The sequence below is a fragment of the Dactylosporangium sp. NPDC005555 genome, from assembly GCF_040605635.1.
GTDB lineage: Bacteria > Actinomycetota > Actinomycetes > Mycobacteriales > Micromonosporaceae > Dactylosporangium.
On record NZ_JBEXDG010000001.1, the window covers coordinates 262079 to 288664 of the forward strand.

Sequence of the window (26586 nt, forward strand, 5' to 3'; positions counted from 1 at the left end):
ATGGACCCGGGGTGTTGCGGACAACCATAAAACCCAGAACCGGGGACGACAACGCGGGTATCCGACAGTTCGAGGATGTATGGGTTGATCACTAGACTGTCGCCACGACATTCAAGGTAGTCTCTCGACCGAGTCGCCGTTCAGTGCCGGAGCGCGGGGGGTGGGATGGTCGCGACCGAGAAACGGCCGCGCCTCGGCCGTGACTTCACCCGACTCTGGCTGGCCACCGCGATCTCCTCGATCGGCGACGGCGTCACGATCGCCGCCGCGCCGCTGCTGGCGACCCGGCTCACCGACGACCCCCGGCTGATCGGCGCGACCTCGGTCGCCTTCACCCTGCCGTTCGTGCTGTTCGGCCTGCCCGCCGGCATGCTGGTCGACCGGCTCGACATCCGCCGCACGATAGTATTGATCGACTACGTCCGGGCCGTCGTGCTCGCCGTGCTCACCGCCGCGGTCCTCGGCGGCTGGGGCGGGCTGCCGCTGCTGTACGTGGCGATGTTCGTCCTCGGCACCGGCGACGTCTTCTGCCGCAACGCCGAGCAGGTGCTGGTCCCGTTCATCGCGGAGAAGCCGGTGCTCGCCACCGCCAACGCCCGCATCATGGGCGTGCAGGAGGCCGGCGCCGGATTCGTCGGCCCGCTGCTCGGCGCCCTGCTGTTCGGCGCGGCGGCCGCGTTGCCGTTCGGCGTCGACGCGGTCAGCTTCGTGGTCTCGGCGACCCTGGTCGCGGGCATCCGCGGTGTCCGTACATCGGCCGCCGCCGGAGCCGGGGAGCCACCCGCCGCCGGGATGTGGGCCGAGATGATCGCCGGGGCACGCTGGCTGTGGCGGCACAGTCTGCTGCGCGGCCTCGCCCTGCTCTCCTGCCTGATCAATCTGGCCGGCAACGCGATGCTCGCCGTGCTGGTCATCCACAGCACGAAGGTGCTGCACCTGAGCTCGTTCGGCTTCGGCGTGGTGCTCGCCTGCCAGGCCGCGGGCGCGGTCCTCGCCTCCCGTGTCGCGCCCGCCCTGCACCGCCGGCTCGGCCGGGAGGGCGCGCTGATCGCCACGGCCCTGCTGCTCGTCGGCAGCGAGACGGTCCTGGCCGCGGTCCCGTCGCCGTATGCGGCCGGCCTCGCGCTGGCCCTGTTCGCCTGCGGCACCGTCACCTGGAACGTCGTGGTGGTGGTCCTGCGTCAGACCCTGGTGCCCCAGCACCTGCTCGGGCGGGTCAACGGCGTGTACCGGCTGATCTCCTGGGGCGGGCTGCCGATCGGCGCCGCGGCCGGTGGCTTCGGCGCCGCCTACGCGGGCACCCGGTCGGTGTTCGGCGCCGGTGCCGTCGTCATGGCGGGCATCGCGGTCGTCCTGGTGGTGGGCGCGCGCCGGCAGTGGATCAGCCGCGCCGACCCGCAGGCGCAATGAGCCGGTCCCCGCTCGCGAGCGCCTACGCCGCGGTGCTCGCGTCGCCCGACCGGCCGCCCGGGCATCCGGCGCAGGCGGCCCGCGACGACGCCGAGCTCACCATGACCTACCAGGACCGGTTCCTGCCCGCGCCGGCGTTCCTCGGCGACGACGAGCGCCGATCGGTCGTCACCGACCTGCGCACCGTCTACGACCTGCTCCGGTCCCTGCCCGACCGGCTGTTCGGAGGGGACGTCGCCGCCCTGGCCCGGGCGGTCGGCATGGACGCGGGGCAGACCGCGCTCATCTCGCGCAGCGCCCGCACCGGACCGCTGCTCCCGCTCGGCCGGGCCGACCTCCACCACGACGGCGAGGGCTTCCGGCTGCTCGAGTTCAACCTGACCAGCGCGCTGGGCGGCTACCAGAACCCTGAGCTCAACCGGGCGATGCTGCGGTACCGGCCGCTGCACGACTTCGTGGAACTGCACGGGCTGCGCTTCCGGGACACCGTGCGGTGCATGGCGCTCGGCCTGCTCGCCGAGACGCTTCCCGCCGGCCGGCCGCCGCTCGTCGTCGTCACCGACACGACGCCCAACTTCGCGATCGTCGGCAAGGCTCTCGCCATTCTCGCCAGACTGCTCACCGGGCACGGCGTCGAGGCGGTCGCCTGCGACCTCGGCCGGCTGCGGCACGAGCGGGGCCGGGTGAGCGTCGACGGCCGGACGGTCGACGTCGTCCTGCGCTACTTCCTGGTCGAGGACCTCACCGACCCGGTGGCGGCGGCGCAGATCGAGGCGCTGCTGGCCGCGGTGGAAGCGGGCCGGGTGGGGCTCTGCAGCCGGCTCGACTCGGACCTCTACGGCAGCAAGGGCGCGCTCGCCATGCTGTCCGACGACCGGCACCGGGACAGTTTCGACGCCGCGGAACGCGCGTGCATCGACCGGTTCCTGCCGTGGACCCGGCCCGTGCTCCCGGTCGTCCGCGACCCCGGCGGCACCGAGGTCGACCTGCTCGCCTACGCCCGGTCGGCCAGGACCGAGCTGATCCTCAAGCCGACGCTGCTGCACGGCGGCAACGGCATCGTGGCCGGCTGGCGCGCGGACGACGCCTCGTGGGAGCGGCAGGTGACGGCGGCGATGTCCGGCCCGTACGTGCTGCAGCAGCGGGTCCGCCCGATGGCCGAGCCCATCGGCGAGCTCACCGACGGTCGGCCGCGGGACGAGTTCCTCAACTGGGGGATCTACCTCGGCGACCGCGACACCATCGGCGAGGACGGCTACGCCGGTGGGTTCATCCGCGGCAGTGCCGATCCGGACGCGGGCGTGGTCAGCATGGCCGGCGGCGCGAGCGTCGGCTGCGTCTTCTACGCCGGCTGACATTCCGGACAGTCGATCGAATCTGCGAGACCTTCGTCGATCTTGACCGACCGCGGAAGGATGTTCGTCGCGCAAGACATTCCGGACCGCCGTGTCCCTGGTCGCCGCGACGGTCGGGTGACGCGCGGCGGTGGGTCAGGTGCCGTGCCCGTCCGGCGGCGGGCCGTCGGACTCCCAGTCGCGCAGGGCGTGGCGGAACTCGCCCCGGGCCGGCGCCGGCAGCAGATCCGCGAAGAGCGCCTTCGGCAGCGGCCGCGCGACGGCCGGGACGATGTCGATGACCAGCGGACGGACCCGGGCCTTGCGGTACGCGGCGAGCTTGTGGTGCCCGTCGAGCAGGTAGCGGCCCGCGCCCCCGGGCGGACCGGCGGCGACCAGCGCCGGCCGGATGCCCCTGGCGATCCGGGCCCGGTGCTCCTCGACGGTGCCGAGGCCCGGCGGCGGCCAGCGGTCCGTCGCGAGGATGTACTCCTCGTCGTCGAACCCGGAACCGTAGCCGGGATACCAGCCGAACCAGTCGGCGTCGACCCGGTCGAACACCGTGACGGTCGGCGACATCGTCCGCGCCGACACCAGGTACCGGCCGCTGCAGAACAACCGCAGCAACGGCAGCAACGGCTCGATCCGCAGGCCGTGCACCCGGTCCACGGGCCACCGGCCGCGCCTGCCCCGCTCCACCAGCAGCCCGGGCTCGGCCAGCCAGTCCCGCAGCGCGCTCAGCCCGGCCGGGCGCGACGCGTCCCATCCGGCGTCGCCGGCGCGCGCGGCCAGCTCGCCCACGCTGCCGTGACAGTCGTAGGCGTGCACCCAGACCGGCGTCCCGGACAGGTAGAGCACACTGGCGGCGTCGTTGCCGAGCACCTCGACCACGCCGAGGCCGTCGGTCACGTCGACGGTGAGCGGGGCGACCGGTTCAGCCACGACCCGTGCCCCCATGTCGAGCCGCACCGGCGCGCTCCAGTCCGATGCGCCGCACACAGCATCGTGCCAGTGCGGCAAGACCGACCCCCATCGCGTCGTGGCGAACGTCGACGGAAGATTACCGCTCGATCAACCCATCGAGCCACGGCGATACCACGATGCGTAGCGCCGGCGGGTGACTCCCGCCGGCGCCACGTGCTGGTCCGCGATCAGTTCGCCGGGACGACGTCCGCGGGGCGGTCGACGTGGACCGGGAGGCCGTAGTCGGACAGTTCGAGGGTGGCGCTGAAGGTACCGGCGTCGGGCTAGCCGGGCGGCTCGGCGTGCAGGGTCACCTCGGGCCTGCGCCGGCGCACCCGCCACTGGTCGACGGCGAGGTGATACATCGTGCGCCGCAGATATCGTTCACGGTCCTCGCGGACCCGCCCCCATGAGCGCATCAGCCGCTCCAGGGCGCCCTGCAGCAGGGTCCTCCCCCGCCGCGCGGCTGCCGGTGAGCAGCACCGCCGTGGCGAGCAGGGCACTGCCACGCTCCGCGACGAGGGCGTCCAGCCCATCGAAGCCGCGTTTCCAGAACACGGGCTCTCCTTTCGTCGCGGTCAAGACGACGGCCGCCCGCGGAAGGTTGAGCGACCCGCCGGAAAACCCGTGGCGGCCATCGGGTAGGGTTGGTCTTACCGACGCGGGGTGGAGCAGCTCGGTAGCTCGCTGGGCTCATAACCCAGAGGTCGCAGGTTCAAATCCTGTCCCCGCTACAACCGCTGACGCCCCCTGCTCACGCAGGGGGCGTTTCGCGTTTGCGGTTTCCGCATCCGCGCACCGGCGGAGCCGGTGCTCCCCAGCGGGGGAGCTTCGCTCCACCCACACCCCCTCAAGACCGTCGACCCGGCTTTTCATGATCCGGAAGACTTTGTGCTGCCCCGGAGGGTGGCGCGTAATTCGGAATTCTGGCTTGTCAAGCTTCTACCGGCGCGTGTTCTAGGCCGCGAAGCGGACCTTTCGGGCAGTCGTCGCAGAGGAAAGTCCGGATTGCAGCTTTCTCGTCGACAGACTGGCTCTTCGACGCATCGACGTAGCTAATTATGCGCCACCCTCCCCGGCGACAACATCTCTTCCGGATCATGAAAAGCCGGGTCGATCCTGCCGCGTGACTGCGGCAGGATCGAGGCATGATGGAGACGCGGCACGTCAGCACCAACATCGACCGTCCCGCCGCCGATGTGTACGCGTACGCGTCGAACCCCGAGAACCTGCCCGAGTGGGCACCAGGCCTGCTGAGGTCCGTGGAGAAGGTCGACGGCCAGTGGGTCGCGGACTCGGACATGGGCCGGATCCTGCTGGACTGGGCGCCGGACAACCCGTTCGGCGTCATGGACCACCACGTCACGGTCCCGTCGGGGCAGACGTTCTACAACCCGATGCGGGTGACGGCCAACGGCGAGGGCAGCGAGGTCGTCTTCAGCGTGCGCCGGCAGCCGGGCATGACCGACGAGGACTTCGACCGGGACTGCGCCGCGGTCCAGGCCGACCTCGGCGCGCTCCGGGCCGTCCTGGAAGCCTAGGCACGTGACCTACCCACGCGGGCTGGACGCGATCGCCTACGGCGGCGACTACACGCCCGAGCAGTGGCCGGAAGAAATCTGGGCGCAGGACGTCGAACTCATGAAGGCCGCCGGCGTCAACCTCGTCAGCGTCGGCATGTTCAGCTGGGCGCTGAGCGAGCCCGAGGAGGGGCGTTACACGTTCGACTGGCTCGACCGGGTGCTGGAGCTGTTGCACGCCAACGGGATCCTGGTCGACCTGGGCACGCCGACCGCCGCGCCACCGCCATGGTTCGCGCACCGCTATCCCGGCGCGCGGCTCGTCGACCGGGCCGGGCACGTCCTCGGCACGGGCGGCCGGCAGAGCTTCTGCCCCAGCTCGCCGGACTACGCCCGCGCGTCCGCCGCGATCGCCGGGCAGCTCGGCCGGCGCTACGGCACGCATCCCGCGGTCGCGCTGTGGCACGTGCACAACGAATACGCCGGGGTCAACGCGCACTGCTACTGCGACACGTGCGCGGCCGCCTTCCGGGGGTGGCTGCGGGACCGGCACGGCGACCTGGCCGGGCTCAACGCCGCGTGGGGCACCACGTTCTGGGGGCAGCGCTACGGCGACTGGGCGCAGATCGAGCCGCCGCGGGTCGCGCCGACCGCCGTCAACCCGGCCCAGCAGCTGGACTACCTGCGGTTCTGCTCCGACACGCACCTGGGCAACTACCGGCGGGAGCGCGACGTCCTGCGCGAGCACTCCCCCGGCGTGCCGATCACCACCAACTTCATGATCGCCAACTGCAAGTGGCTGGACTACTGGAAGTGGGCGGGCGAGGTCGACATCGTCGCCAACGACCACTACCTGGACGCCGCCCGCGACGACCGGCACGTCGAGCTGGCGATGTGCGCGGACCTGACCCGCGGCCTCGCCGGCGGCGCGCCGTGGCTGCTGATGGAGCACTCGACCGGCGCCGTCAACTGGCAGCCGCGCAACGTCGCGAAGCTCCCCGGCGAGCTGGCCCGCAACAGCCTCGCGCACGTCGCCCGCGGCGCGGACGGGGTCATGTTCTTCCAGTGGCGGGCCTCGCGCTTCGGCGCCGAGAAGTTCCACTCGGCGATGCTGCCGCAGGGCGGCACCGGCACCCGGATCTGGCGCGAGGTCACGGAGCTCGGCGGGCGCCTGGCGGGCCTCGGCGCGCTGCGCGGCACCCGGGTCGCCGCCGACGTCGCCGTCGTCTGGGACTGGGAGTCGTGGTGGGCCCTGGAGCTGGAGTGGCGGCCGTCGGTGGACCTCGCATACCGCGAGCGGGTCGAGGCCTACTACGGGGCGCTGTGGCGCGACCACCTGACCGCCGACTTCGTCCACCCGGAGGCCGATCTCGGGCGCTACCGCCTGGTGGTGGTGCCCACGCTGTACATGACGACCGGCACCGCGGCGAGGAACCTCGACGGTTACGTGTCCGGCGGCGGGACCCTGCTGGTGTCCTACTTCTCCGGCATCGTCGACGCCGACGACGCCGTGCCCGAGGGGCCGTATCCGGGTGCGCTGCGCGACCTGCTCGGCGTCACCGTCGAGGAGTTCCTGCCGCTGCGCGCCGGCGAGCGGGTCGAGCTCAGCGACGGCTCCAGCGCCGACGTGTGGACCGAGGCCGTGGTCCCCACCGGCGCGCGGACGGTGCTGCACTACGTCGACGGTCCCGCGCCGGGCGGCCCGGCCGTCACGCGGCACGCACACGGACGCGGCAGCGCCTGGTATGTCTCCACCCGCCTCGCCGAGGAGGCGCTCAGGCGATTGATGCGGCAGGTGTACGACGACGCCGGGCTGGCCGCACGCACCGACCTCCCGGAGAGCGTGGAAGCGGTCCGCCGCCCACCCTTCATCCTTGCGATCAACCACGGCGCGACCCCGGTCGACGTGCAGGGCACCACCGTCGACGCCGGCGCCGCCGCCGTGATCGAGGAACGGTGACGGCACGCACGGTCGTCAGGCTTTCGCCGACCGTCCGGCGGCCGGTCCTGAGGCTTCCGTCGTCCACGCGGCCGGCCCTGAGACCTTCCGGCGCAGGGCCTTGGCCGGGTCGACGAGCCGTTCGCGGGCGGTCGTGGGGCCTTTTCCGGCGGTTCGCCGGGTCAGGCCTTGGATGCGGCCGGCAGGGCCTCGGCCAGGGCGGCGTACCGCGACGCGACGGTCGCCCAGTCGGCCCCCGCCGTGCGGCGCAGCCCCTCGGCGCGCATGCCGGCGACCAGGTCCGGGTCGGTGAGCAGCCGCTTGAGCGCCGATCCGATCGCGGCGCCGTCGCGGTGCGGCACGAGCACGCCCGCGCCGGTGCCGAGCAGGTCCGCCGCGTGCGGGAACGGCGTGGCGATGACCGGTTTGCCGGCCGCGACCGCCTCGTGCAGCACCCCGGAGGAGACCTGTTCGGTCGTGTCGTACGGCAGGACCACGACGTCGGCGCGGTCGACGAGGCGGGCCAGCGCGGACGGGTCCGCGTAGGAGCGCTCGAACCTGACGAGGTCGGCCACGCCGAACGCGCGGACCTTCTTGTACAGGCCCAGCCGGTAGCTCTCGCCCTCCTCGGCGAGGACCTTCGGGTGCGTCTGGCCGGAGATCACATACCGGGGGCGCGGCGACAGATGGCGGACCTCGCGCATCCCGGCGATCGCCCACTCCACACCCTTGCCGGGGCCGAGCAGCCCCCAGGTGAGGACCATCGGCTCGCCGGACGAGCTGACCGTGCGGATCGCCGGCTGCACGAGCGCCCCGTGCGGCACGACGTGCACCTTCGCCGGGTCGATCGTGCTGGTCTCGTGCAGCCGCGCCCTGGCCGCCTCGGTGGTGACGACGACGGCGCCGGCGAGCGCCGCCACGGTCTCCAGGACCTCCCGCTGGTGCGCGGTCGGCCGGCGCAGCACGGTGTGCAGGACGGTGATGCTGGGCGACCTGAGCCGGCGCAGCACCTCGAGCACGCCGGCGCCGTCGGTGCCGTCGTAGATGCCGTACTCATGGTTGACGATCACCACGTCGTGCCGGTCGAGCGCGGCGGCGGCGACCTCGGCCGAGCCGGCGGCCCCGGCCTGCAGGTGGGCGATCACCTCGGGCCGGTCGGTGAAGGTGGGCGAGTCGACGACCCGCACGACACCGACCCGGTCGACGCCCGCCGCAGCGGACAGCGCGGTGCTCAGCGCGCCCGCGAAGGCGGCGATGCCGCACTGGGTCGGCGGATACGTGCTCAACAAACCGAAGGACGTGTTCACCGCGCCCACCTTTCGTCGGCGGGCTCGGCGCCAGGGGACGAACATGGCCGGACCTTCCGGGGTCACGGTACACCCGCGGGGCGGATCGGTCCGAGTCCGGATCCTTCGTTCTGGCCGGTAGGCGCCTTTTGGCGTGCTAATGTAGAGAGCGTTGCAGTTTTGGTTTCCGCATACTTTGCCAGCGCCTGGGTGGGTATCGAATACCCTGGGCGCTTTTTTGCGTTTCCAGGCCCCTGTCTCCGGATGAGGGTCAACAGCCGCAGCGACGCGGTGCCCACACGGTGTGGGCGCCATCAACCTGCGAGGAGCAGTACATGACAGTCGGCACCGTGAAATGGTTCAACGCCGAGAAGGGCTTCGGCTTCATCACGCCGGACGGCGGCGGCGCGGACCTTTTCGCACACTACTCGGCCATCGCCACGGGTGGCTTCCGCAGCCTCGAGGAGAACCAGCGGGTCGAGTTCGAGGTGACCCAGGGCGCCAAGGGCCCCCAGGCCGCCAACATCCGCCCGGTCTGACTCATCGTCTGACCACCGCCTGACCCACCGCGGTCAGCGCACCGCTCACGCCATCCGCCACGCGGGTGGCGTGAGCTTTTTTCGTGTCCGCCCGCCGCGCGGCCACGATGGATTTTGTTTGATTTGTGGTTGCATCTGAGCTGTTCCGTTCGGGAATGTTTCATGTTACGTTCCCGGAACCCGGGCTCCAACAAAGCCCGTCGATACACGCCAACGCTCGCTGCCGGCGCGCGGCCGATCGCCAACCGGCCTCGCGCCGGTTCCGCGTGCTCTTTCCCGCCAGAAGGAGTTCGATGCGCCACCTTCTCGCCCGTACCCTCGCGGTCCTGACGCTCGCCTCCGGCGCGCTGGTCGCGGCCGGTGCGCCCGCCCTCGCCGTCGTGCCGAAGACCCCGCCGCTGACGACCCCGTGGACCTCGCAGGTGTCCACGACGAACCCGCTGCCGGAATACCCTCGGCCGCAGATGACCCGCCCGGACTGGCAGTCCCTCAACGGCGAGTGGGAGTTCCTCAACCCCGCCACCGACGGCGCCGGCAACGTCAACCGCTACGCCGCGCCGCCGCTGGGGCAGACGCTGCCCGAGCGGATCCTGGTGCCGTTCCCGGTCGAGTCCGCGCTGTCCGGCATCATGCGCAACGACAACCGCGACCTGATGTTCTACCGGCGCACGTTCACCGTGCCGTCCGGCTGGAACGGCCGCCGCGTCCAGCTGCACTTCGGTGCCGTGGACTACGAGGCCACCGTCTGGGTCAACGGTGTGCAGGTCACCACCCACAAGGGCGGCTACGACCGCTTCGAGGCCGACATCACCCCGCAGCTCAACGGGGGCAGCAACGAGATCGTGGTCCGGGTCTACGACCCGACCGACGGCCGCGGCGAGAAGCAGCCGGTCGGCAAGCAGACCAACAACCCGAGCGGCATCTTCTACACGCCGACGTCCGGGATCTGGCAGACGGTCTGGCTGGAGCCGACCGCCGCCTCGTCGATCTACTCCGTCGACACGTATGCCAACCTGTCCAACAACACCGTCCGGGTCCGGGTCTTCACCCGCGGCAACGTCAGCGGCCACACCGTCCTCGCCGAGGCGATGAACGGCTCGACCGTCGTCGGCAGCGGCACCGGCGGGTTCACCGAGTTCACCGTGCCGGTCCCGAACGCCCGGCGCTGGTCGCCCGACGACCCGTTCCTCTACAACCTGCGGGTGTCGCTGCGCAACAGCTCCGGCGCCACCGTCGACCAGGTCGTGAGCTACTTCGGCATGCGGGAGGTCGGCACGAAGCTGGTCAACGGCGTACTGCGGCCGACGCTCAACGGCGAGTTCGTCTTCCAGGCCGGCACGCTCGACCAGGGCTTCTGGCCCGACGGCCTCTACACCGCGCCGACCGACGCCGCGCTCGCCTTCGACCTGCAGAAGCACAAGGACCTCGGGTTCAACATGGTCCGCAAGCACATCAAGGTCGAGCCCGCACGCTGGTACTACCACGCCGACCGGCTCGGTCTGCTGGTGTGGCAGGACATCCCGTCGACGCAGGCGTTCGACGCGAACCGCACGCCGGCGCAGATCGCGGAGTTCGAGGCCGAGGCCCGCGAGATCATCGACGAGCACCGGTTCTCCCCCGCCGTGATCACGTACGTGCCGTTCAACGAGGGCTGGGGCGAGTGGAACCTCGCCGACACCGCCCGGGTCACCACGGACCTCAAGAACTACGACCCGACCCGCCTGGTCAACGCGCACAGCGGCTACAACTGCTGCGCGTCCAAGGGCGACCCCGGCACCGGCGACATCATCGACTGGCACATCTACACCGGCCCGGACGCGCCGCTGCCGTCCGCGAACCGCGTGTCGGTGCTCGGCGAGTTCGGCGGCATCGGCCTTCGCACCCCCGGAAACGAGTACAGCCCGAACAACCAGTTCTTCGCCTACGAGCAGGTGTTCAGCAACGCCCAGCTCAACGACCGCCTCACCGGCATGATCCGCGACACCCGGTCGCTCATGACGACCAGGGGGCTCTCGGCGTACGTGTACACCGAGATCACCGACGTCGAGGGCGAGTACAACGGGCTGCTCACCTACGACCGCCGGGTCCAGAAGGTCGACACCAACCAGTACCGCACCGCGAACACCAACCTCATCAACGCGTCGAAGAACCTGAACGCGGCCGTGCCGATGACCCTCGGGCACGTCCGGTCGTTCCAGGTGACCACGGCCGGGTTCACGAACCGCTACCTGCGGCACTCGAACTCCTTCGCCCGCACCGACGTGCTCACCTCGGCGAGCCCGGACGGGGCGCGGCAGGACGCGTCGTTCCGCACGGTGGCCGGCCTGGCCGACCCGCGGTGCTTCTCGTTCGAGTCGGTCAACTTCCCCGGCCAGTACCTGCGCCACGCCGGCAACCGGGTCCGCATCGACGGCAACACGGGCGGCAGCTTCGCCGCGGACGCGACCTGGTGCGGCCGGCCCGGTCTCGCCGCGGGCGGCACCTCGTTCGAGTCGCTGAACTTCCCCGGCTCGTTCATGCGGCACTACGCGGACGACGTGTACCTGGCCCGCAGCGGTGGCCCCAACGCCTGGGACACCGCCGCCGGCTTCGCCGCCGACGCGACCTGGAACACGGCGAACCCGTCGCTGTGGCGCTCCTCGGTGCTGCTGCCGACCGACGTGCGCAGGTCGCTGCAGGTCACCACGTGGGGCTTCACCGACCGCTACCTGCGGCACGCGGACAGCCTCGCCTACACCGAGATCGTCAACGGCGGCAGCGGCGCGCTGCTGAAGGCCGACGCGACGTACACGGTCCGGCGCGGTCTCGCCGACTCGTCCTGCTACTCGTTCGAGTCGGTGAACTTCCCCGGCCAGTTCCTGCGGCACGCCGACAGCCGGGTGCGCAACGCGGTGAACGACAACTCGGCGCTGTTCAAGGCGGACGCGACGTTCTGCGCCCGTCCGGGCATCGGCGGCACCGGCGTCACCTTCGAGTCGATCAACATCCCCGGCGCGTACCTGCGGCACTTCGAGTCGCAGGTGTTCATCTCGACCGGGAACGGGACCGGCTTCCAGCGTCCGCAGGCGCTCGGCGCGGACAGCAGCTGGAACCTCGCCGCTCCCTGGGCGCCGTGACCTCGACGCCGCAGGACGGTTTCTGATACGAACGGCCGCCGGTGTCCCCGGCGGCCGTTCTGTTGCTCAGGCCGTGCTCAGGCCGTGTTCAGGCTCGCGGTGAGGGCGGCGTCCTTCTCGGCCACCATCGTCGCCAGGGCCTGTTGGAAGTCGCGGACCCTGGCCTGCAGGGCCGGGTCGGCGACGGCGAGTATGCGGACGGCCATCAGCCCGGCGTTGCGGGCGCCGCCGATCGCCATGGTGGCGACGGGAATGCCGGCCGGCATCTGCACGATCGACATCAGCGAGTCCATGCCGTCGAGGTACTTCAGCGGCACCGGCACCCCGATGACGGGCAGCGCGGTGGCGGAGGCGACCATGCCGGGCAGGTGCGCCGCGCCGCCCGCCCCGGCGATGATGACCTTCAACCCGCGGGCCGCGGCGTCACCGGCGTAGCCGAGCATCAGGTGCGGCGTGCGGTGCGCGGACACGACCCGCACCTCATGGGCGATGTCGAACTCGTCCAGCGCTTCCGCGGCGAGCCGCATCACGGGCCAGTCCGAGTCGCTGCCCATGATGATGCCGACGTCGGTCAATGCTCATACCCTTCTTCGAGGATGCGGGCGGCCTTCGCGGCGCGCCGGCGGCAGTCTTCCATGTCGTCGCCGAGGACCGTCACGTGCCCGATCTTGCGGCCGGGGCGGACCTGCTTGCCATACAGGTGGACCTTGGCGCCGGGCTCCTCGGCGAAGAGGTGGTGCAGCCGCTCGTCGATGGACATGCCACTGAAGGGACCATCGGGCGACCCGCCGAGCACGTTGGCCATCACGACGGCCGGGGCGGTGAGCCGGGTGTCGCCCATCGGGTAGTCGAGCACGGCCCGCAGGTGCTGCTCGAACTGTGACGTCCTGGCGCCCTCGATCGTCCAGTGCGCGGAGTTGTGCGGGCGCATCGCCAGCTCGTTGACGAGGATCTTCCCGCTGGTCGTCTCGAACAGCTCGACCGCGAGGACCCCGACGACGCCGAGCCTGGTCGCGATGTCGATGGCGAGCCGCTGCGCCTCGACGGCGACGTCCTCGTCGAGCCCGGGGGCGGGCGCGAGCACCTCGACGCAGATGCCGTCCCGCTGCACGGTCTCGACCACCGGATACGCGGCGACCTGCCCGAGCGGCGAGCGGGCGACGACGGCGGCCAGCTCACGCTTGAGCTCGACTCTTTCCTCGCCGATGAGGTCGGGGTGCTCTGGGATGTCGTTCTCGGAGTGGGCGACGAAGACGCCGCGCCCGTCGTAGCCGCCGGTGGCGGTCTTGACGATGATCGGCCAGCCGACCTCGTCGCCGAACGCCTTCAGGTCGCCGGCGGTCCACCTGGGTACCGGGACGCCGAGCTCCGACAGGCGGGTGCGCATGTCGCGCTTGTTCTGCGCATACCGCAGCGCGTCGGCCCCCGGCAGCAGGGTGACCCCCTCGGCGGCAAGGGTGCGGATCAGGTCGCCGGGCACGTGCTCGTGGTCGAAGGTGACCACGTCGCAGCCCTTCGCGAACGCCCGGACCGCGTCGATGTCGTCGTGCCGCCCGACGGTCACGTCGGCGGCGACGAGGGCGGCCCCGTCGTCGGCGGCGACTGCGAGCACCCGCAGCGACTGGCCGAGGGCGATGGCGGCCTGGTGGGTCATGCGGGCCAGCTGGCCGCCGCCCACCATGCCCACGACGGGGAGTCCGGTTCGCGAGTCCATAGGCTGGTGAGCCTAGCGTTCACCGGCCGCGGCACCCGTGCCCCGGGCACCGCGACCGGCACGGATCACACCGCCGGGGCCGCTGGAACGCTGCCGCTCAGACCGACGGGCCCTGCTTGCGCAGCTCGTCGACCTGGGTCATGGCCTGGCGGAGCTCGGCCAGCCACGATTCGGCGTGCTGGCCGACGAGGGCCACGCACCAGGCCAGGGCCTCGGAGCGGGACCGGGCCACGCCGGAGTCCACGAGGGTGTCGAGGACCTGCCGCTCCGCCTGGCGCAGGCGGGTCATGACCGGCGCCGAGAACGTGGTGAACAGCTCCCGCGTCTCGCCGACCCGCACGCCCCACGCGACCTTGCGCAGGTAGCGCCGCTCCAGCTGCTGAGCGATGCCGATCCGCTGGTCGCGGGTGGTCTCCCGGAAGCCGGCGATGCGGCCCTGCTCGGCGGCGGACCGGTCGGCCTCGCTCGCGTCGTCGGCGAGCGCCGGCTCGCTGAGCCGGCCGACGATGGTGATCTCGTCGCGGTCGATGGTGATCTCGGCCGGTCCGGTGAACCAGCCCTCGGGCAGCGCGCCGCCGATCCAGGCGGGCGCGTCGGTGGCGGGCGGCGGCTCGCTGCGCGGACCGCCGCCGCGGCCCCATTCTCCTCGTCGCATCTGATTACTCCCTCACTCCGCTACACCTGCAACGTTGATTACATGATTACACCGTTGCCGAGGCATGCCAAAGGAGGGCGCGTTCGCCCTGAGAGAATCCTTGAGAGATTTCCTGAGAAAGATCCTGAGAAAGATCCGGCGAGGACCGCCGCGGACCTCAGCCGAGGCCGGAGACCAGGTCCTCCAGCTCGGTGACCGGCGCGTCACAGACGAAGTCACGGCAGATGTAGGCCGTGGGCCGCCCGTCCCGCAGGACGCGGCTCTCCAGCAGCGGCACCCCGGGCGTGTCCGGCGGGCCGGCGACCACCACGGCACCCGGCGGGGCGTGCCACCAAGCGGCGGTGACGAGCGGGTCGTGGCGGTCCTGGGTGGCGATCGCGATCTCGTACGGGCCGGACAGCAGCGCCTCGCCGACCGCGCAGGCGTATCCGGTGAACCGGCCGTGGGTGGCCGCGAGCACGGCGACCGTGGCCAGGGTCCGCTCCGCCGCTTCCCGGTATTTCGGGTCGGCGGTGAGCGCGGAGTACGTGACGAGCGCCGCCGCGATCGTGGACAGCCCCGCGGGCGTCGCGTTGTCGGTGACGTCGGCGGGCCGGCTGACCAGCCGCTCCGCGTCGTCGGCGGTGTCGAAGAAGCCACCGGCCGGATCCGCGAACCGCTCGAGGGCCACGTCGATGAGCTGCCCGGCGAGGGTCAGCCACGACCCGTCGCCGGTCGCCTGATGGACCGCGCAGAACGCCTCCGCGACCGCGCCGTAGTCCTCCAGGACCCCGGCGGGCGTGCCGGCGACCCCGTCCCGGGAGACCCGGCGGAGCCGGCCGTCGACGATGTGGGTGCCGGCGAGGTACCGCGCCGTGTCCACGGCCAGCTCGACGGCCTGCCGGTCGCCGTACACCTGGCCGAACTCGATCAACGCGGTGATGGCGAGCCCGTTCCACGCCGCGACGATCTTGCCGTCCCTGGCGGGCTGCGGCCTGGCGTCGCGCGCCTCCCGCAGGCGCCGCTTGATGTCCAGCCAGCGTTCCAGGTTGAGCGGGTCCTCCGGCAGCTGCAGCACGGAGGCGCCGTGCTCGAAGGTGCCGTCGGCCGTCACCTCCAGCAGGTAGCGCGCCCAGGCACCGTCGATGTCGCCGAGGATCTCGTTGATCTGCGCCGGCGTCCACACGTACGTCAGGCCCTCGACGCCGTCGGTGTCCGCGTCCAGCGCCGAGATGAAGCCGTGCCCGTCGTGCAGGTCCCGGCGCAGGAAGTCGGCGACCTCCCCCGCGACGCGCCGCGCGGTGCCCCCTCCGGCGATGCGGTCGAGCTGCACGTACACCCGCAGCAGCAGCGCGTTGTCGTAGAGCATCTTCTCGAAGTGCGGCACGGTCCAGGTCTCGTCGACCGAATACCGCGCGAACCCGCCGGCGAGCTGGTCGTACATGCCGCCGCGGGCCATCCGCTCGGCGGTGAACCTGACGATGCCCAGCACGTCGTCGTCGTGGGTGCGCTGGTAGTGCCGCAGCAGGAACAGCAGGTTCATGTGCGGCGGGAACTTCGGCGCCCCGCCGAACCCGCCGTGCTCCCTGTCGTACGCCTTCACCAGGCTCTGCGCGGCGGCGTCCAGGACACCCTCGTGCATCGGATTCGCGGGCGGCTTCGCGGCGACCTGCCTGATCGCGTCGACCACCGCCGCGCTCTGTCTGAGCACCGCGTCGCGCTGGGTGCTCCAGGCGTCGGACACCGCTCGGACGAGCCGCTCGAACGCGTCCCTCGGGAAGTAGGTGCCGCAGTAGAACGGCTCCCCGTCGGGCGTGGCGAACACCGTCATGGGCCAGCCACCCTGCCCGGTCATCGCCTGCGTCGCGGTCATGTACACCGCGTCGACGTCGGGCCGCTCCTCCCGGTCCACCTTCACCGGCACCGTCAGCTCGTTGACGAGCGCGGCGACCCCTTCGTGCTCGAACGACTCGTGCGCCATGACATGGCACCAGTGGCACGCCGCATACCCGACCGAGATGAGCACCGGCACATCCCTGCGCCGCGCCTCCTCGAACGCCTCCGGCGACCACTGCCACCAGTCGACGGGATTGTCCTTGTGCTGCTGCAGGTACGGCGAGGTCGCGTCGGCAAGACGGTTGGCCATGCCTCCTACACTCTCACGATCACCCGGCGCCGCAGCTACAGAAGTATACTTCCCGGAAGTGTACTTCTGTATTATGAACCCGTGACCATGGACAAACCCTCAAAGCTCTTCGCCCGCGACCGCGAGTGGCAAGGACTGAGCAGGTTCGCCGCCAGTCCGATGAGTGCGACACGCGGCGGGGCGGCGCTCGGCGTAGTGAGCGGTCGGCGGCGACAGGGCAAGAGCTACCTGCTCCAGGCACTTGCGGCAGCTACCGGTGGCATGTATTTCGCGGCGACCGAGGCAACCGAGGCGGAGTCGCTCCGCCTGTTCAGCGAGGCGCTCACCCGGCACACCGGCGAGTTCCCGGACACGCCCTTCCGGGACTGGAACGACGCCGTCACGCACATGTTCCGGAGCTTCCGGGACCGGCCGACGGCCGTGATCATCGACGAGCTCCCCTTCCTGTCCAGATCGTCACCCGCCCTGCCGTCGATCATTCAGCGCGAGCTCGGTCCGGGTGGCTCGGGAGAGGGCAGTTCGGCCCGGCTCGTCCTGTGCGGGTCGGCGATGTCGGTCATGGGCGAACTGCTGTCCGGTCAGGCTCCGCTGCGCGGCCGCGCGAGCCTGGAGCTGATCATCCACCCGTTCGGATATCTGGACTCGGCGGCGTTCTGGGGCATCACCGACCCCCGGCTCGCCGTCCTGGTGCACTCCGTGGTCGGCGGCACGCCCGCGTACCGCCATGAGTTCACCCAGGGCGACGGCCCCACCGGCCTCGACGACTTCGGCCCGTGGGTCGTCCGCACCGTCCTGAACCCGCAGACGCCGCTGTTCAGGGAAGCGCGGTATCTCCTGGCGGAGGAGTCGGCCATCCGCGACCCCGCGCTCTACCACTCGGTGCTCGCCGCGATCGCCAGCGGCAACAACACGAACGGCGGCATCGCGAGCTTCATCGGCCGCAGGTCGGACCAGATCACCCATCCGCTGAACGTGCTGGAGGACTGTGCCCTGATCCGCCGGGAGCCCGACCTGTTCCGGCAGGGACGATCCCGCTACCGGATCGTCGAGCCGCTGATCACGTTCTACGAGGCGATCATGCGGAAGCGGTGGGCCGAGCTGGAGATCCATCGGGCCGAGCAGGTCTGGGCCGCCACCCGGCAGACGTTTCTCACGCAGGTCGCCGGGCCGCACTTCGAGGCGTTGTGCCGGGCGTTCGCCCTGGAGTCCGGCGCGGAGGTCTTCGGCGAGCAGCCGGGAGAGATCGGGCCCGGGACGGTGAGCGATCCGGCGAGCCGGTCACAGATCGAGGTCGACGTGGTGGCGCTGGCCCCGCAGGAGTCCAGCACCGCGCGACGCATCGTCGCTCTGGGCGAGGCGAAATGGGGCGAGACCATCGGCCATCATCACCTGCACCGGCTGGCCCGGGCCCGGGACCTGCTGGCGCTCAAGGGATTCGACACCGGCGACACGGTGCTCGCGCTCTACGGCGGCGCAGGGTTCACCGCCGAGTTGACCGCCGACGCCGCCGGAGACGACCGCATCGCGCTTGTCGGGCTCGATCGGCTGTACCGGCGGCCGGCCTGACCCAGCGAGGACGTCAGGACCGGCGGGCGGCGCGGACGGTGTCCCAGGGCATGGCGGTGACGGCGCGGGTGAGGCGGGCGGACCAGGCGATGATCACGTCGAGGGTGACCACTCCGGCGGCCTTCACGGCGGTTTCCTTGCGCGTCACGTACATCTCGTCGATCCACGAGAACGGGGCGGCGTCGACGCTGCGGTTGCGGGTCCACACCAGGCCCTGCGCGTAGTGGTGCACGACGACGTACGCGCCGAAGAGCCGGTAGAACGAGTAGCCGGCCGCGGCCAGGCCGGCGATCGCCAGCAGCACGACGGCCAGGGCGAGCAGCTTGAACTGGAGGAACTCGATGTTGGAGACGACCCAGGAGATGCCCGCGGCGGCGCCGAAGAGGACGGCCGAGATGACGAGGCCGGTGAGGCATTCCGTCACCGGGTGGTCGCCCTTGTGCACCGCGACGAGCGGGCCGAGCTGCTGCCGCTCGGCGAGTGCCGCGACCTGTGGTGGCACACGGTAGGTCGACGCGTCCATTGACTCCCCCGAATCAGCTCGACCGATGAGTTCGATCGACGCAGGACAGTACGCCACCTGGCTCGGACGCGCAGCCCCGCTCCTGCGGCGCGGGAGCGGGGCCGCAGAAGGGCGGTCAGGCGTCGTGCAGCAGGCCGAGGATGTTGCCGGACGGGTCCTTGACGGTGGCGATGCGCCGGCCGCCGCCGACCTCCTGCGGGTCGCCGTGCGGCACCGCGCCCGCGTCGATCAGCGCCTTGAGACCAGCTTCGAGGTCGTCGACCTTGGTGTACGCGACCGGCCCGGTCATGCCCTTGCGCTCGCCGTTGGGGTCGAGGCCGATCTCCTGGCCGCCGATGCGGAACCCGACGTAGTACGGCGAGTCCATGTACGGCTCGACCCCGAGCAGGGTGCTGAACAGCGTCTTGGCCTGGGCGATGTCCTTGACCGGGTACACGATCTGACCGAAGCCGTCACTCATGGGTGCACTCTCCTTCGCAGAGGTTGACGTTCTCACCAGCCTGACGAACGCCGGCCCGGTGATGTGACGGAAACCGGCTTTACTTCCTCGAACACTTCTGTCACTGTTCTAGAACAGTCGCAACAGTTCTAGAACAGCAGAACGGGAGAGACCATGGGTGACCTGCTGATCCGGCCGAGCCGCACGCCGGCACGCGTGCGGCTGATGGACGATCCGGGACCGCTGGGCCGGTTCGGGGAGTACGGCGGCCGTTACGTGCCCGAGTCCCTGATCCCCGCCTGCCGGAAGGTCGAGGAGGCGTTCCGGGAGGCGTGGGCCGACCCGGCGTTCCGCGGCCGGCTCGCGGGCCTGCTCGCCACGCACGTCGGCCGGCCGACGCCGCTGACACCGGCGGTGCGGCTGTCCGCCGAGCTCGGCGTGACGCTGCTGCTCAAGCGGGAGGACCTCACCCACACCGGGTCGCACAAAATCAACAACGTGATCGGCCAGGCGCTGCTCGCGACCCGGATGGGGCACAAACGGCTGATCGCCGAGACCGGCGCCGGGCAGCACGGGGTGGCGACCGCGACGGCGGCGGCGATGTTCGGCCTGGCCGCGACCGTGTTCATGGGCGAGCGCGACATCGAGCGGCAGGCGCTCAACGTGTTCCGGATGCGGATGCTCGGCGCCGAGGTCGTGCCGGTGCGCACCGGCGCGAGGACGCTCAAGGACGCGACCAGCGAGGCGATGCGCCACTGGGTCGGCGCGACCGAGGACAGCTACTACTGCATGGGATCGGTGCTCGGGCCGATGCCCTACCCGTGGATGGTGCGCGAGTTCCAGCGGGTCATCGGCGACGAGGCGCGCCGTCAGTGCGCCACCGCCCTGCCCACCGCCGTGCCCGACTACGTCGTCGCGTGCGTCGGCGGCGGGTCCAACGCGGCCGGCACGTTCGCCGGGTTCGTCGACACCACCGCCAAGCTGGTCGGGGTCGAGGCGGAGGGCGGCGCCGGCGCGAGCCGCGGCAGCCTCGGCGTGCTGCACGGGGTGCGGTCGATGTTCCTGCAGGACGACGACGGGCAGGTCCTGGAGGCACACTCGATCGCGGCCGGCCTCGACTACCCGGGCATCGGCCCCGAGCACGTGCACCTTCGGGACCTGGGCCGGGCGCGGTACGTGACGGTCGGCGACACCGAGGTGGTCGACGCCGTGGTCCGTCTGGCCCGCACCGAGGGGATCGTGGCGGCCCTGGAATCCGCGCACGCCGTCGCGTGGGTGATCCGCGCCGCCGCCGACGGCACGCTGCCGGCCGGCTCGACCGTGCTGCTGACCCTGTCGGGCCGCGGCGACAAGGACATCTCGGCGCTGCGGGAGCTGCTGTGAAACTGCCCTCCGACCGCAAGATCCTGATGCCGTACCTCACCGGTGGCGCCGTCGCCGACTGGACCGACCACCTGCGGGCGCTCATCGACAACGGCGCCGACGCGATCGAGATCGGGCTGCCGTTCTCCGACCCGACGCTCGACGGCGCCACCATCCAGGAGGCCACCCACGCGGCGCTGACCAGGGGCGCGACCCTGCGCGGCATCCTGACCCGCGTCCCGGACGTCGCCGGCGCGGTGCCGCTCGTCGCCAGCACGTACGCCAACCTCGTCGTCCGCGACCCCGCCTTCTGCGCGAAGCTGCGGGACGCGGGCCTCGACGGGCTGATCGTGCCCGACCTGCCGCTCGAGGAATGCGCCGGAGTGTCCGCCGACGCGGCGTCGCGTGATCTGGATCTGGTGCTGCTGGCGTCCCCGGCCACGCCCGACGAGCGGCTCGACGAGATCGCCCGCCGCAGCCGCGGCTTCGTGTACGCGGTCACCGTCATGGGCACCACGGGCGAGCGGGAGACCCTGGCCGCGTCCGCGCACGCCCTGGCGCGGCGGCTCGCCGACCGCTGCGACCTGCCGGTGTTGCTAGGATTCGGCATCTCCACCCCGGCGCAGGCAGCGCAGGCCGCCCGCCTCGCCGACGGGGTCGTCATCGGCGCGGCGATCATGCGCCGGGTGCTCGACGGCGCCACGCCGGCCGAGGTCGGGGCCTACCTCCGCGCGGTCCGGGAGGCCATGGACGAAGGGTGAGCCGATCAACGCCGAGCCGCGGTACCGCAGCATCGCCGCCGACCTGGCCGAGAAGATCCGCACCGGTCACTACGCGCCGGGCGACGCGCTGCCCGCCCAGAGGGACCTGAGCCAGCGCTACGGCGTGACCCTGATGACGCTGCGGCAGGCCCTGCGGCACCTCAGCGACGAAGGCCTCATCGTCCAGCAGGCCGGTAAGGGCACGTTCGTGTCGCCGCCGCATCTGGCGTACCGGCTGGGCTCGCTGCGCAGTCTCGCCGACGACCTCCGCGAGCAGGGGCACGAGGTGCGCACCGCGGTCCTGGACAGCGGGGTGCGCCGGCCACCGGCGGCGGTCGCGGCGCAGTTGGGGACGCCGGCACTGCGCCTGGAGCGGGTCCGGGAGTTCGCCGGGCGGCCGGCGGTGCACCAGGTGTCGTGGGTCCGCAAAGGGCTGAGCGCGCGGCTGCGGCCCGTCGATTTCACGACGACGTCGCTGTACGCCGCACTCGCCGACGCCGGGGTCGCGGTCGCGAGGGCCACCGAGACGATCCGGCCGGACGTGCTCGACGAGGTCGTCGCGGGGCACCTGCGGGCGGCGGCGGGGACGCCGGTGTTCGTCAGCGACCGGGTCACCTACGCCCTGGACGACACCGCGGTCGTCGCCGACCGGGCCGTGATCCTCGGCGACACGATGGAGATCCGGGCCTCGCGCGCGGCGACGGGGCTCTCGCTCACCTGGTCCGGCGCGCTCTGACCGCTCGGCAGCGGCCGTTCCAGGCCGTGCTACACGTGGCCGCGCAGGGACACGTCGTAGATGACGGCCGGCGGTGGTGAGAGCAGGTCGTGGGCCTCGCGGCTGAACGCGCTCGCGTCGCGGGTGCGCCGCAGCTCCACCGTCACCGAGTCGCACGACGCGCCGCCGTCCAGCGCCGCGACCGCCCCCGACGGGAGCATGAGCACCGCCGCCTGCGCGCCGACGGCGGTGTCCGCGGGCCGGCCGGCGATCCCGACGACGGTCGCGTTGACGACGGTCTGCCCGCGGGACAGGGTCGCCCGCTCACCGGGGCGGATGTCGTGGGCGGCCGCGGTCCGCTCGTCGATCAGCACCTGCGAGTCCGACCCCGGGTAGCTCCCCGACCGGACGTCCGACCAGCGCAGACCCGGCCGGCTGGCGGCGGTCAGGACCGTCACGCCGTTGAGGACCCCACGCGAGGTGACGACCGTGACGCCGAACAGCGTCGTGCCGCACTCGACCGCCGCCGCCTGCGGCAGCGCCGCGATCCGCTCCACCTGCCTGGGCGTGAACCTGCCCACGAGCCGCACGTCGGCGTCGCCGGGCAGATCCGCGAACTGTGCCGAACCCTCATACCTGTCGAGGACCACGAACGCCCCGACCGCGACCGCGCCGACCACGAAGCCGGCGCCGATCATCCGCTCCCCGCGCATGCCGCCGACGGTACCGGAGCGGTCACCCACAGTCGGGGCGCCACGCAGAGCCGCACGTCAGGCGGCGCGACCCAGGTAGCGCAGCAGGGTCACCGCGGGGCCGCCCGCGTCACCGGACGGCAGCGCCGGGGCATAGGCGCCGTACGCCCGCAGCGGCTCGACGATCTCGCGCGCGACCGGCAGCAGCCGCTCCGCGAGGGCGTCGGACAGCGGGGACGGCTGCCCCGTCGCGACCGCGACGTCCCAGGCGTGGACGGCGGCATCGAGCCCGCACGCCCCGGCGCCGAGCCAGCCGGCCATCTTGCCCTGCGGCAGCGGTGTGGGCGCCTCGGTGGCGTCGCTCGCGACGGTCGCCCAGGCCGCCGCCGAAGCCCGCATCGTGGCCTCGACGAACGCGACGAACGCCTCGAAGTCCCCGTCCAGCTCCCCCGACGGGGAGAACGGGTCGAACGCCGGCCAGCCCTCGCCGGTGATCGACGCCGCGAAGCCGAGCTGGTCGCCGGCCGCGTGCTGGAGGACCTGGGTGACGTTCCACCGCTCGCACGGCGTGGCCAGCGGCAGGTCCGACGGGCGCAGCCCCGCGAGCACCGCCCGCAGCGCCGCGTGCGACTCGTCCAGGACGGTCCAGGTGTTCGCGCTCATCGTGCACTCCCTCAACTCGGTGACTGCGTCCAGTCTATCAGAACGGAATGCTCCATTCCGCTAAATGGGCCGCCTTCCTGGAGCGACGGGTGTACGCGACTCAGCTGGCGCCCTCGGCGCGGAGGTGGCGGCGCTGGACCTGGCGGCGCTCGCGCAGGACGGCGGCGAGCCGGTCGGCGGGCAGCGGCGGGTGGAACAGGAAGCCCTGCGCGGACGTGCAGCCCAGGGCGGCGAGGGCGGCCCGCTGGTCGGGGTTCTCGACGCCCTCGGCGACGACGCGCAGCTTGAGCCGCAGCCCGAGCTCGACGGTGGCCCGGACGATGGCCTCGGCCTTCGGTGAGTCGATCATCTGGGCGACGAACTCCCGGTCGATCTTCACCTCCTGTACGGGCAGCCGCGTGAGCACCGTGAACGACGAGAACCCGGTGCCGAAGTCGTCGACGGCGAGCTGGACGCCGAGGCGCCTGATCCGGCCGAGGACATCGTCGATGACGGGCGACTTGGACAGCATCACCGTCTCGGTGATCTCCAGGACGAGCAGCTCGGCCGGGAGGCGGTGCCGGGCGAGCAGTTCGCCGATCGCCTCGGGCAGCTGCCGCTCCAGCAGGCTGCGGGCGGAGATGTTGACCGACACCGGGACGGCCAGCCCGGCACGGCGCCAGCTGGACGCCAAGCCGATGGCGCGGTCGAGCACCCACCTGGTCAGCGGGCCCATCAGCTCGCTGGCCTCCACGACCGGCAGGAACTGGTCGGGGGCGAGCCGCCCGCGCCGCGGGTGTTTCCACCGCACGAGGGCCTCGACGCCGGTGATCTGCTGGGCGCCGGGGGCGAGGGACACCGCCGGCTGCAGTTCCACGCTGAGCTGCTCGTCGGCGTTCAGCGCCTCCCGCAGCTCGGCGAGCAGCGCGAGACGGTCGGTGCTCGCGTCGTCGCGGCCGGCGTCGTACCAGGCGACCGGCTGCACGGCGCGCTTCGCCTGGTACATGGCGATGTCGGCGCGGCGCAGCAGCTCGGTGAGGTCGACCTCACCGGCGGCGGCGACGACCACACCGATCGACGGCTCCTTCGACAGCAGCACACCGTCGATGCGCATCGGCACGGCGATCTGCGCACCGAGCTTGCGGGCCCGCTCGACGGCGGCGGCGAGGGCGAGGTCGGCGCCGCCGGTGTCCAGATCGGTGATGAGCAGCGCGAACTCGTCGCCGCCGAGCCGGGCGAGCAGGTCACCGGCGTTGCCCGCCTCGGCGACCCGGCCGGCGATCACGCGGAGCACCTCGTCGCCGGCGGCGTGGCCGAGGGCGTTGTTGACCTCTTTGAAGTCGTTGACGTCCAGCAGCAGCATCGCGACAGGATCGTCGACGCCGAGCCTGCGCAGCATGGCGTTGCCCCGTGACAGCAGCGCCGCCCGGTTGAACAGGCCGGTCAGCGCGTCGCGGACGGCGTCGTAGGTGGTCCGCTCGCTCATCGAGCGCAGCTCGTCCTGGCTGATCGCGTCGTGCAGCGCGGCGGCGAGGGCGTCGCCGTACGCGTCGAGCATCCGCTGGTTGCGGGGGCGCAGCCGGCCGAGACCGGCCAGGTGCAGCTCACCGACGGCCACCGCACCGACGGCGAGGGGATGCACGACCGTCCCCGACGATCCGGCGCCCCGACCGCCGCCGTGACCGGCACCGTCGGCGGGGCCGACACCACGACCAGCGCCGTGACCAGCACCGTCGGTGAGGCCCGCACCGCGACCAGGGCCGTAACCAGCACCGTCGGCGGGGCCGACACCACGACCAGCGCCGTGACCAGGACCGTGACCAGCACCGTCGGTGAGACCCGCACCGCGACCAGGGCCGTAACCAGCACCGTCGGCGGGGCCGACACCACGACCAGCGCCGTGACCAGGACCGTGACCAGAGCCGTGACCAGCACCATCGGTGAGGCCCGCACCGCGACCAGGGCCGCGACCAGCGCCGTGATCGGCGCCGTGACCAGCACCATCGGTGAGGCCCGCACCGCGACCAGGGCCGCGACCAGCGCCGTGATCGGCGCCGTGACCAGGACCGTCGGTGAGGCCGGCACCATGGCCGGCGCCGTGACCGCCGCCGCCGGTGAGGCCGGTGCCGCGCCCGGTGCCGTCCGCGTGACCGGTGCCGCGGCCATCGCCGCCGGTGAGGGCACCGCGGCCGCCGCGGTCGGCCGAGGTGGCGCCGTGACCATTGCCGGCGGCTGAGGTGGTGCCGCCGGTAAGGGGGTCACGCGTGCCGAAGACGGTGCCGTCGGCGAGGACGAGCCGTGCGGCAGTGACGCCGAAGAGGCGGCGGGCGCCGTCGATGCCGGCCTCGGCGGTGCCGCGCACGTCGAGCCGGTTGAGGTCGCGGGTCGCCTCGGCGAACTCGTGCCAGGTGCGGCGCTCCTCGCGGTCGCCGATGCGGCTGGCGTACAGCTGCTGGAGCAGCCACAGCACCGGCGGCAGGAGCAGCAGCAGGAGCGCGTCGGTGAGGCAGGCCCAGACGATGACCAGGCCGACGGCGATGTTGCCGACGACCATGAGGAGCTTGGCGCGCAGCAGGTCGAGGGCGACGGCGACGGGCCGGCCGCCCCGGGTGGCGGCGACGTGCGCGGCGGTGAGACCGATCGACACGAGGCAGTACACGAGCGCACCGGCACTCAGGGCGAGCACACCGCGGGGCGTCAGCGGCGCGTCGTGGACCGGCGCGACCAGGGCGGTGGTGACGGCGGCGAGCCCGCCGGCGACGGTGAGCGCGGCGACGGTGTAGAGCAGGTCACGCAGGCTGCGGACGCGCCCGGCCCGGGCGTCGACGGCGCGCAGGACGGTGTGCGACACGGCGGCGCCGGCCAGGACGACGAGCGGGATCATCGCGGGCGGCAGGTTGACGCACAGGACGACGATCGCGGCCTCGCCCCAGGCGAAGGCGGCCTGCCCGGCGCCGGCCCGCACCTTCAGGCGGGCGAGCTGGGCGACGATCACGAGGCCGAGGCTCGCCGCGACCGCGCCGACCGGCCCGGTGCCTGTGGACACGACGGTCAGCGACGCGCCCACGGCCACGCTGAGGGCCGCGAGTGACGCGACGGCGGCGGTGAGGCGCACCGGCACGGGTGTCATCGATGCACCGCATCGACCGACGACAATGACGCTAAGCGGTGGCGCGCTTGCGCAGCGTGAGCAGATATGTGGACGAACGGGGTGACCACCGTTTGCCCCCCTTCCCTGCCCAACAGGGAGACGCGTCCGGCGAAAGGAACGCGCACCCCGTGAAG

At 72.1% G+C, this 26586-nt stretch carries 22 protein-coding genes and 1 tRNA gene; 11 read left to right on the forward strand and 12 right to left on the reverse strand.

Annotated features, from left to right (window positions below; translation table 11 throughout):
* Positions 1 to 165 precede the first annotated feature (165 nt).
* On the forward strand, positions 166 to 1410 hold the full coding sequence (locus tag ABZS58_RS01270) for an MFS transporter (RefSeq protein WP_354776328.1): 1245 nt from the start codon (positions 166 to 168) through the stop codon (positions 1408 to 1410).
* The gene (locus ABZS58_RS01275; protein WP_354776330.1) at positions 1407 to 2765 is read left to right on the forward strand and encodes a hypothetical protein; all 1359 of its coding nucleotides are present in this window, start codon (positions 1407 to 1409) and stop codon (positions 2763 to 2765) included. The genes ABZS58_RS01270 and ABZS58_RS01275 overlap by 4 nt, the downstream gene beginning before the upstream one ends.
* A gap of 135 nt (positions 2766 to 2900) precedes the next feature.
* Here ABZS58_RS01275 and ABZS58_RS01280 read toward each other — a convergent pair whose 3' ends face one another.
* Positions 2901 to 3686, reverse strand: coding sequence for a hypothetical protein (locus tag ABZS58_RS01280; protein ID WP_354776332.1), 786 nt, complete (start codon positions 3684 to 3686; stop codon positions 2901 to 2903).
* A gap of 305 nt (positions 3687 to 3991) precedes the next feature.
* The gene (locus ABZS58_RS01285; RefSeq protein WP_354776334.1) at positions 3992 to 4126 is read right to left on the reverse strand and encodes a hypothetical protein; all 135 of its coding nucleotides are present in this window, start codon (positions 4124 to 4126) and stop codon (positions 3992 to 3994) included.
* Positions 4127 to 4367: 241 nt separating this feature from the next.
* Here ABZS58_RS01285 and ABZS58_RS01290 point away from each other — a divergent pair.
* The 3 genes from ABZS58_RS01290 (at position 4368) to ABZS58_RS01300 (ending at position 7187) form a co-directional block, all read left to right on the forward strand.
* Positions 4368 to 4441 (forward strand) — tRNA-Met (locus ABZS58_RS01290).
* 414 nt (positions 4442 to 4855) lie between these two features.
* Entirely contained in the window at positions 4856 to 5248 is a 393-nt protein-coding gene (locus tag ABZS58_RS01295; RefSeq protein WP_354776336.1) for an SRPBCC family protein, read from the forward strand.
* A 4-nt stretch (positions 5249 to 5252) separates the two neighbouring features.
* On the forward strand, positions 5253 to 7187 hold the full coding sequence (locus ABZS58_RS01300; RefSeq protein WP_354776338.1) for a beta-galactosidase: 1935 nt from the start codon (positions 5253 to 5255) through the stop codon (positions 7185 to 7187).
* A gap of 161 nt (positions 7188 to 7348) precedes the next feature.
* Here ABZS58_RS01300 and ABZS58_RS01305 read toward each other — a convergent pair whose 3' ends face one another.
* On the reverse strand, positions 7349 to 8473 hold the full coding sequence (locus ABZS58_RS01305) for a glycosyltransferase (RefSeq protein ID WP_354776340.1): 1125 nt from the start codon (positions 8471 to 8473) through the stop codon (positions 7349 to 7351).
* Positions 8474 to 8787: 314 nt separating this feature from the next.
* On the opposite strand from ABZS58_RS01305, the gene ABZS58_RS01310 reads away from it, so the two are divergent.
* Positions 8788 to 8991, forward strand: a complete 204-nt coding sequence (locus ABZS58_RS01310; protein WP_327008300.1) for a cold-shock protein — start codon at positions 8788 to 8790, stop codon at positions 8989 to 8991.
* 293 nt (positions 8992 to 9284) lie between these two features.
* Entirely contained in the window at positions 9285 to 12107 is a 2823-nt protein-coding gene (locus ABZS58_RS01315) for an AbfB domain-containing protein (protein WP_354776342.1), read from the forward strand.
* A 77-nt stretch (positions 12108 to 12184) separates the two neighbouring features.
* Here ABZS58_RS01315 and purE read toward each other — a convergent pair whose 3' ends face one another.
* From purE to ABZS58_RS01335, 4 genes are all read right to left on the reverse strand, one after another.
* Positions 12185 to 12682 (reverse strand): 5-(carboxyamino)imidazole ribonucleotide mutase, encoded by a 498-nt coding sequence (gene purE, locus ABZS58_RS01320; protein WP_354776344.1) that lies wholly within the window; start codon positions 12680 to 12682, stop codon positions 12185 to 12187.
* The gene (locus ABZS58_RS01325) at positions 12679 to 13821 is read right to left on the reverse strand and encodes a 5-(carboxyamino)imidazole ribonucleotide synthase (protein WP_354776346.1); all 1143 of its coding nucleotides are present in this window, start codon (positions 13819 to 13821) and stop codon (positions 12679 to 12681) included. The genes purE and ABZS58_RS01325 overlap by 4 nt, the downstream gene beginning before the upstream one ends.
* 97 nt (positions 13822 to 13918) lie before the next feature.
* A complete protein-coding gene (locus tag ABZS58_RS01330) occupies positions 13919 to 14476 on the reverse strand; it encodes a hypothetical protein (protein WP_354776348.1) in 558 nt (185 codons plus the stop codon).
* 157 nt (positions 14477 to 14633) lie between these two features.
* A complete protein-coding gene (locus tag ABZS58_RS01335) occupies positions 14634 to 16601 on the reverse strand; it encodes a thioredoxin domain-containing protein (protein WP_354776350.1) in 1968 nt (655 codons plus the stop codon).
* Positions 16602 to 16688: 87 nt separating this feature from the next.
* On the opposite strand from ABZS58_RS01335, the gene ABZS58_RS01340 reads away from it, so the two are divergent.
* Positions 16689 to 18167: an ATP-binding protein gene (locus ABZS58_RS01340; protein WP_354776789.1), complete on the forward strand. Its 1479-nt coding sequence runs from the start codon at positions 16689 to 16691 to the stop codon at positions 18165 to 18167.
* A 13-nt stretch (positions 18168 to 18180) separates the two neighbouring features.
* Here ABZS58_RS01340 and ABZS58_RS01345 read toward each other — a convergent pair whose 3' ends face one another.
* A complete protein-coding gene (locus ABZS58_RS01345; protein WP_354776352.1) occupies positions 18181 to 18690 on the reverse strand; it encodes a hypothetical protein in 510 nt (169 codons plus the stop codon).
* A gap of 115 nt (positions 18691 to 18805) precedes the next feature.
* A complete protein-coding gene (locus tag ABZS58_RS01350; protein WP_354776354.1) occupies positions 18806 to 19150 on the reverse strand; it encodes a VOC family protein in 345 nt (114 codons plus the stop codon).
* Positions 19151 to 19354: 204 nt separating this feature from the next.
* On the opposite strand from ABZS58_RS01350, the gene trpB reads away from it, so the two are divergent.
* Genes trpB through ABZS58_RS01365 form a run of 3 tightly spaced genes read left to right on the forward strand, consistent with a single transcriptional unit; the run spans position 19355 to position 21988 of the window.
* Entirely contained in the window at positions 19355 to 20512 is a 1158-nt protein-coding gene (gene trpB, locus ABZS58_RS01355; RefSeq protein ID WP_354776791.1) for a tryptophan synthase subunit beta, read from the forward strand.
* A complete protein-coding gene (gene trpA, locus ABZS58_RS01360; protein ID WP_354776356.1) occupies positions 20509 to 21252 on the forward strand; it encodes a tryptophan synthase subunit alpha in 744 nt (247 codons plus the stop codon). The genes trpB and trpA overlap by 4 nt, the downstream gene beginning before the upstream one ends.
* 31 nt (positions 21253 to 21283) lie before the next feature.
* Complete coding sequence (locus ABZS58_RS01365) at positions 21284 to 21988, forward strand: GntR family transcriptional regulator (protein WP_354776793.1); 705 nt, start codon at positions 21284 to 21286, stop codon at positions 21986 to 21988.
* Positions 21989 to 22017: 29 nt separating this feature from the next.
* Here ABZS58_RS01365 and ABZS58_RS01370 read toward each other — a convergent pair whose 3' ends face one another.
* From ABZS58_RS01370 to ABZS58_RS01380, 3 genes are all read right to left on the reverse strand, one after another.
* Positions 22018 to 22680 carry a hypothetical protein gene (locus tag ABZS58_RS01370; RefSeq protein WP_354776358.1) on the reverse strand — a complete coding sequence of 221 codons (663 nt, stop codon included), beginning with the start codon at positions 22678 to 22680 and terminating at the stop codon, positions 22018 to 22020.
* Between the two features lie 57 nt (positions 22681 to 22737).
* A complete protein-coding gene (locus ABZS58_RS01375) occupies positions 22738 to 23322 on the reverse strand; it encodes a TIGR03086 family metal-binding protein (RefSeq protein WP_354776360.1) in 585 nt (194 codons plus the stop codon).
* Between the two features lie 100 nt (positions 23323 to 23422).
* Entirely contained in the window at positions 23423 to 26431 is a 3009-nt protein-coding gene (locus tag ABZS58_RS01380; protein WP_354776362.1) for a bifunctional diguanylate cyclase/phosphodiesterase, read from the reverse strand.
* Between the last annotated feature and the right edge of the window lie 155 nt (positions 26432 to 26586).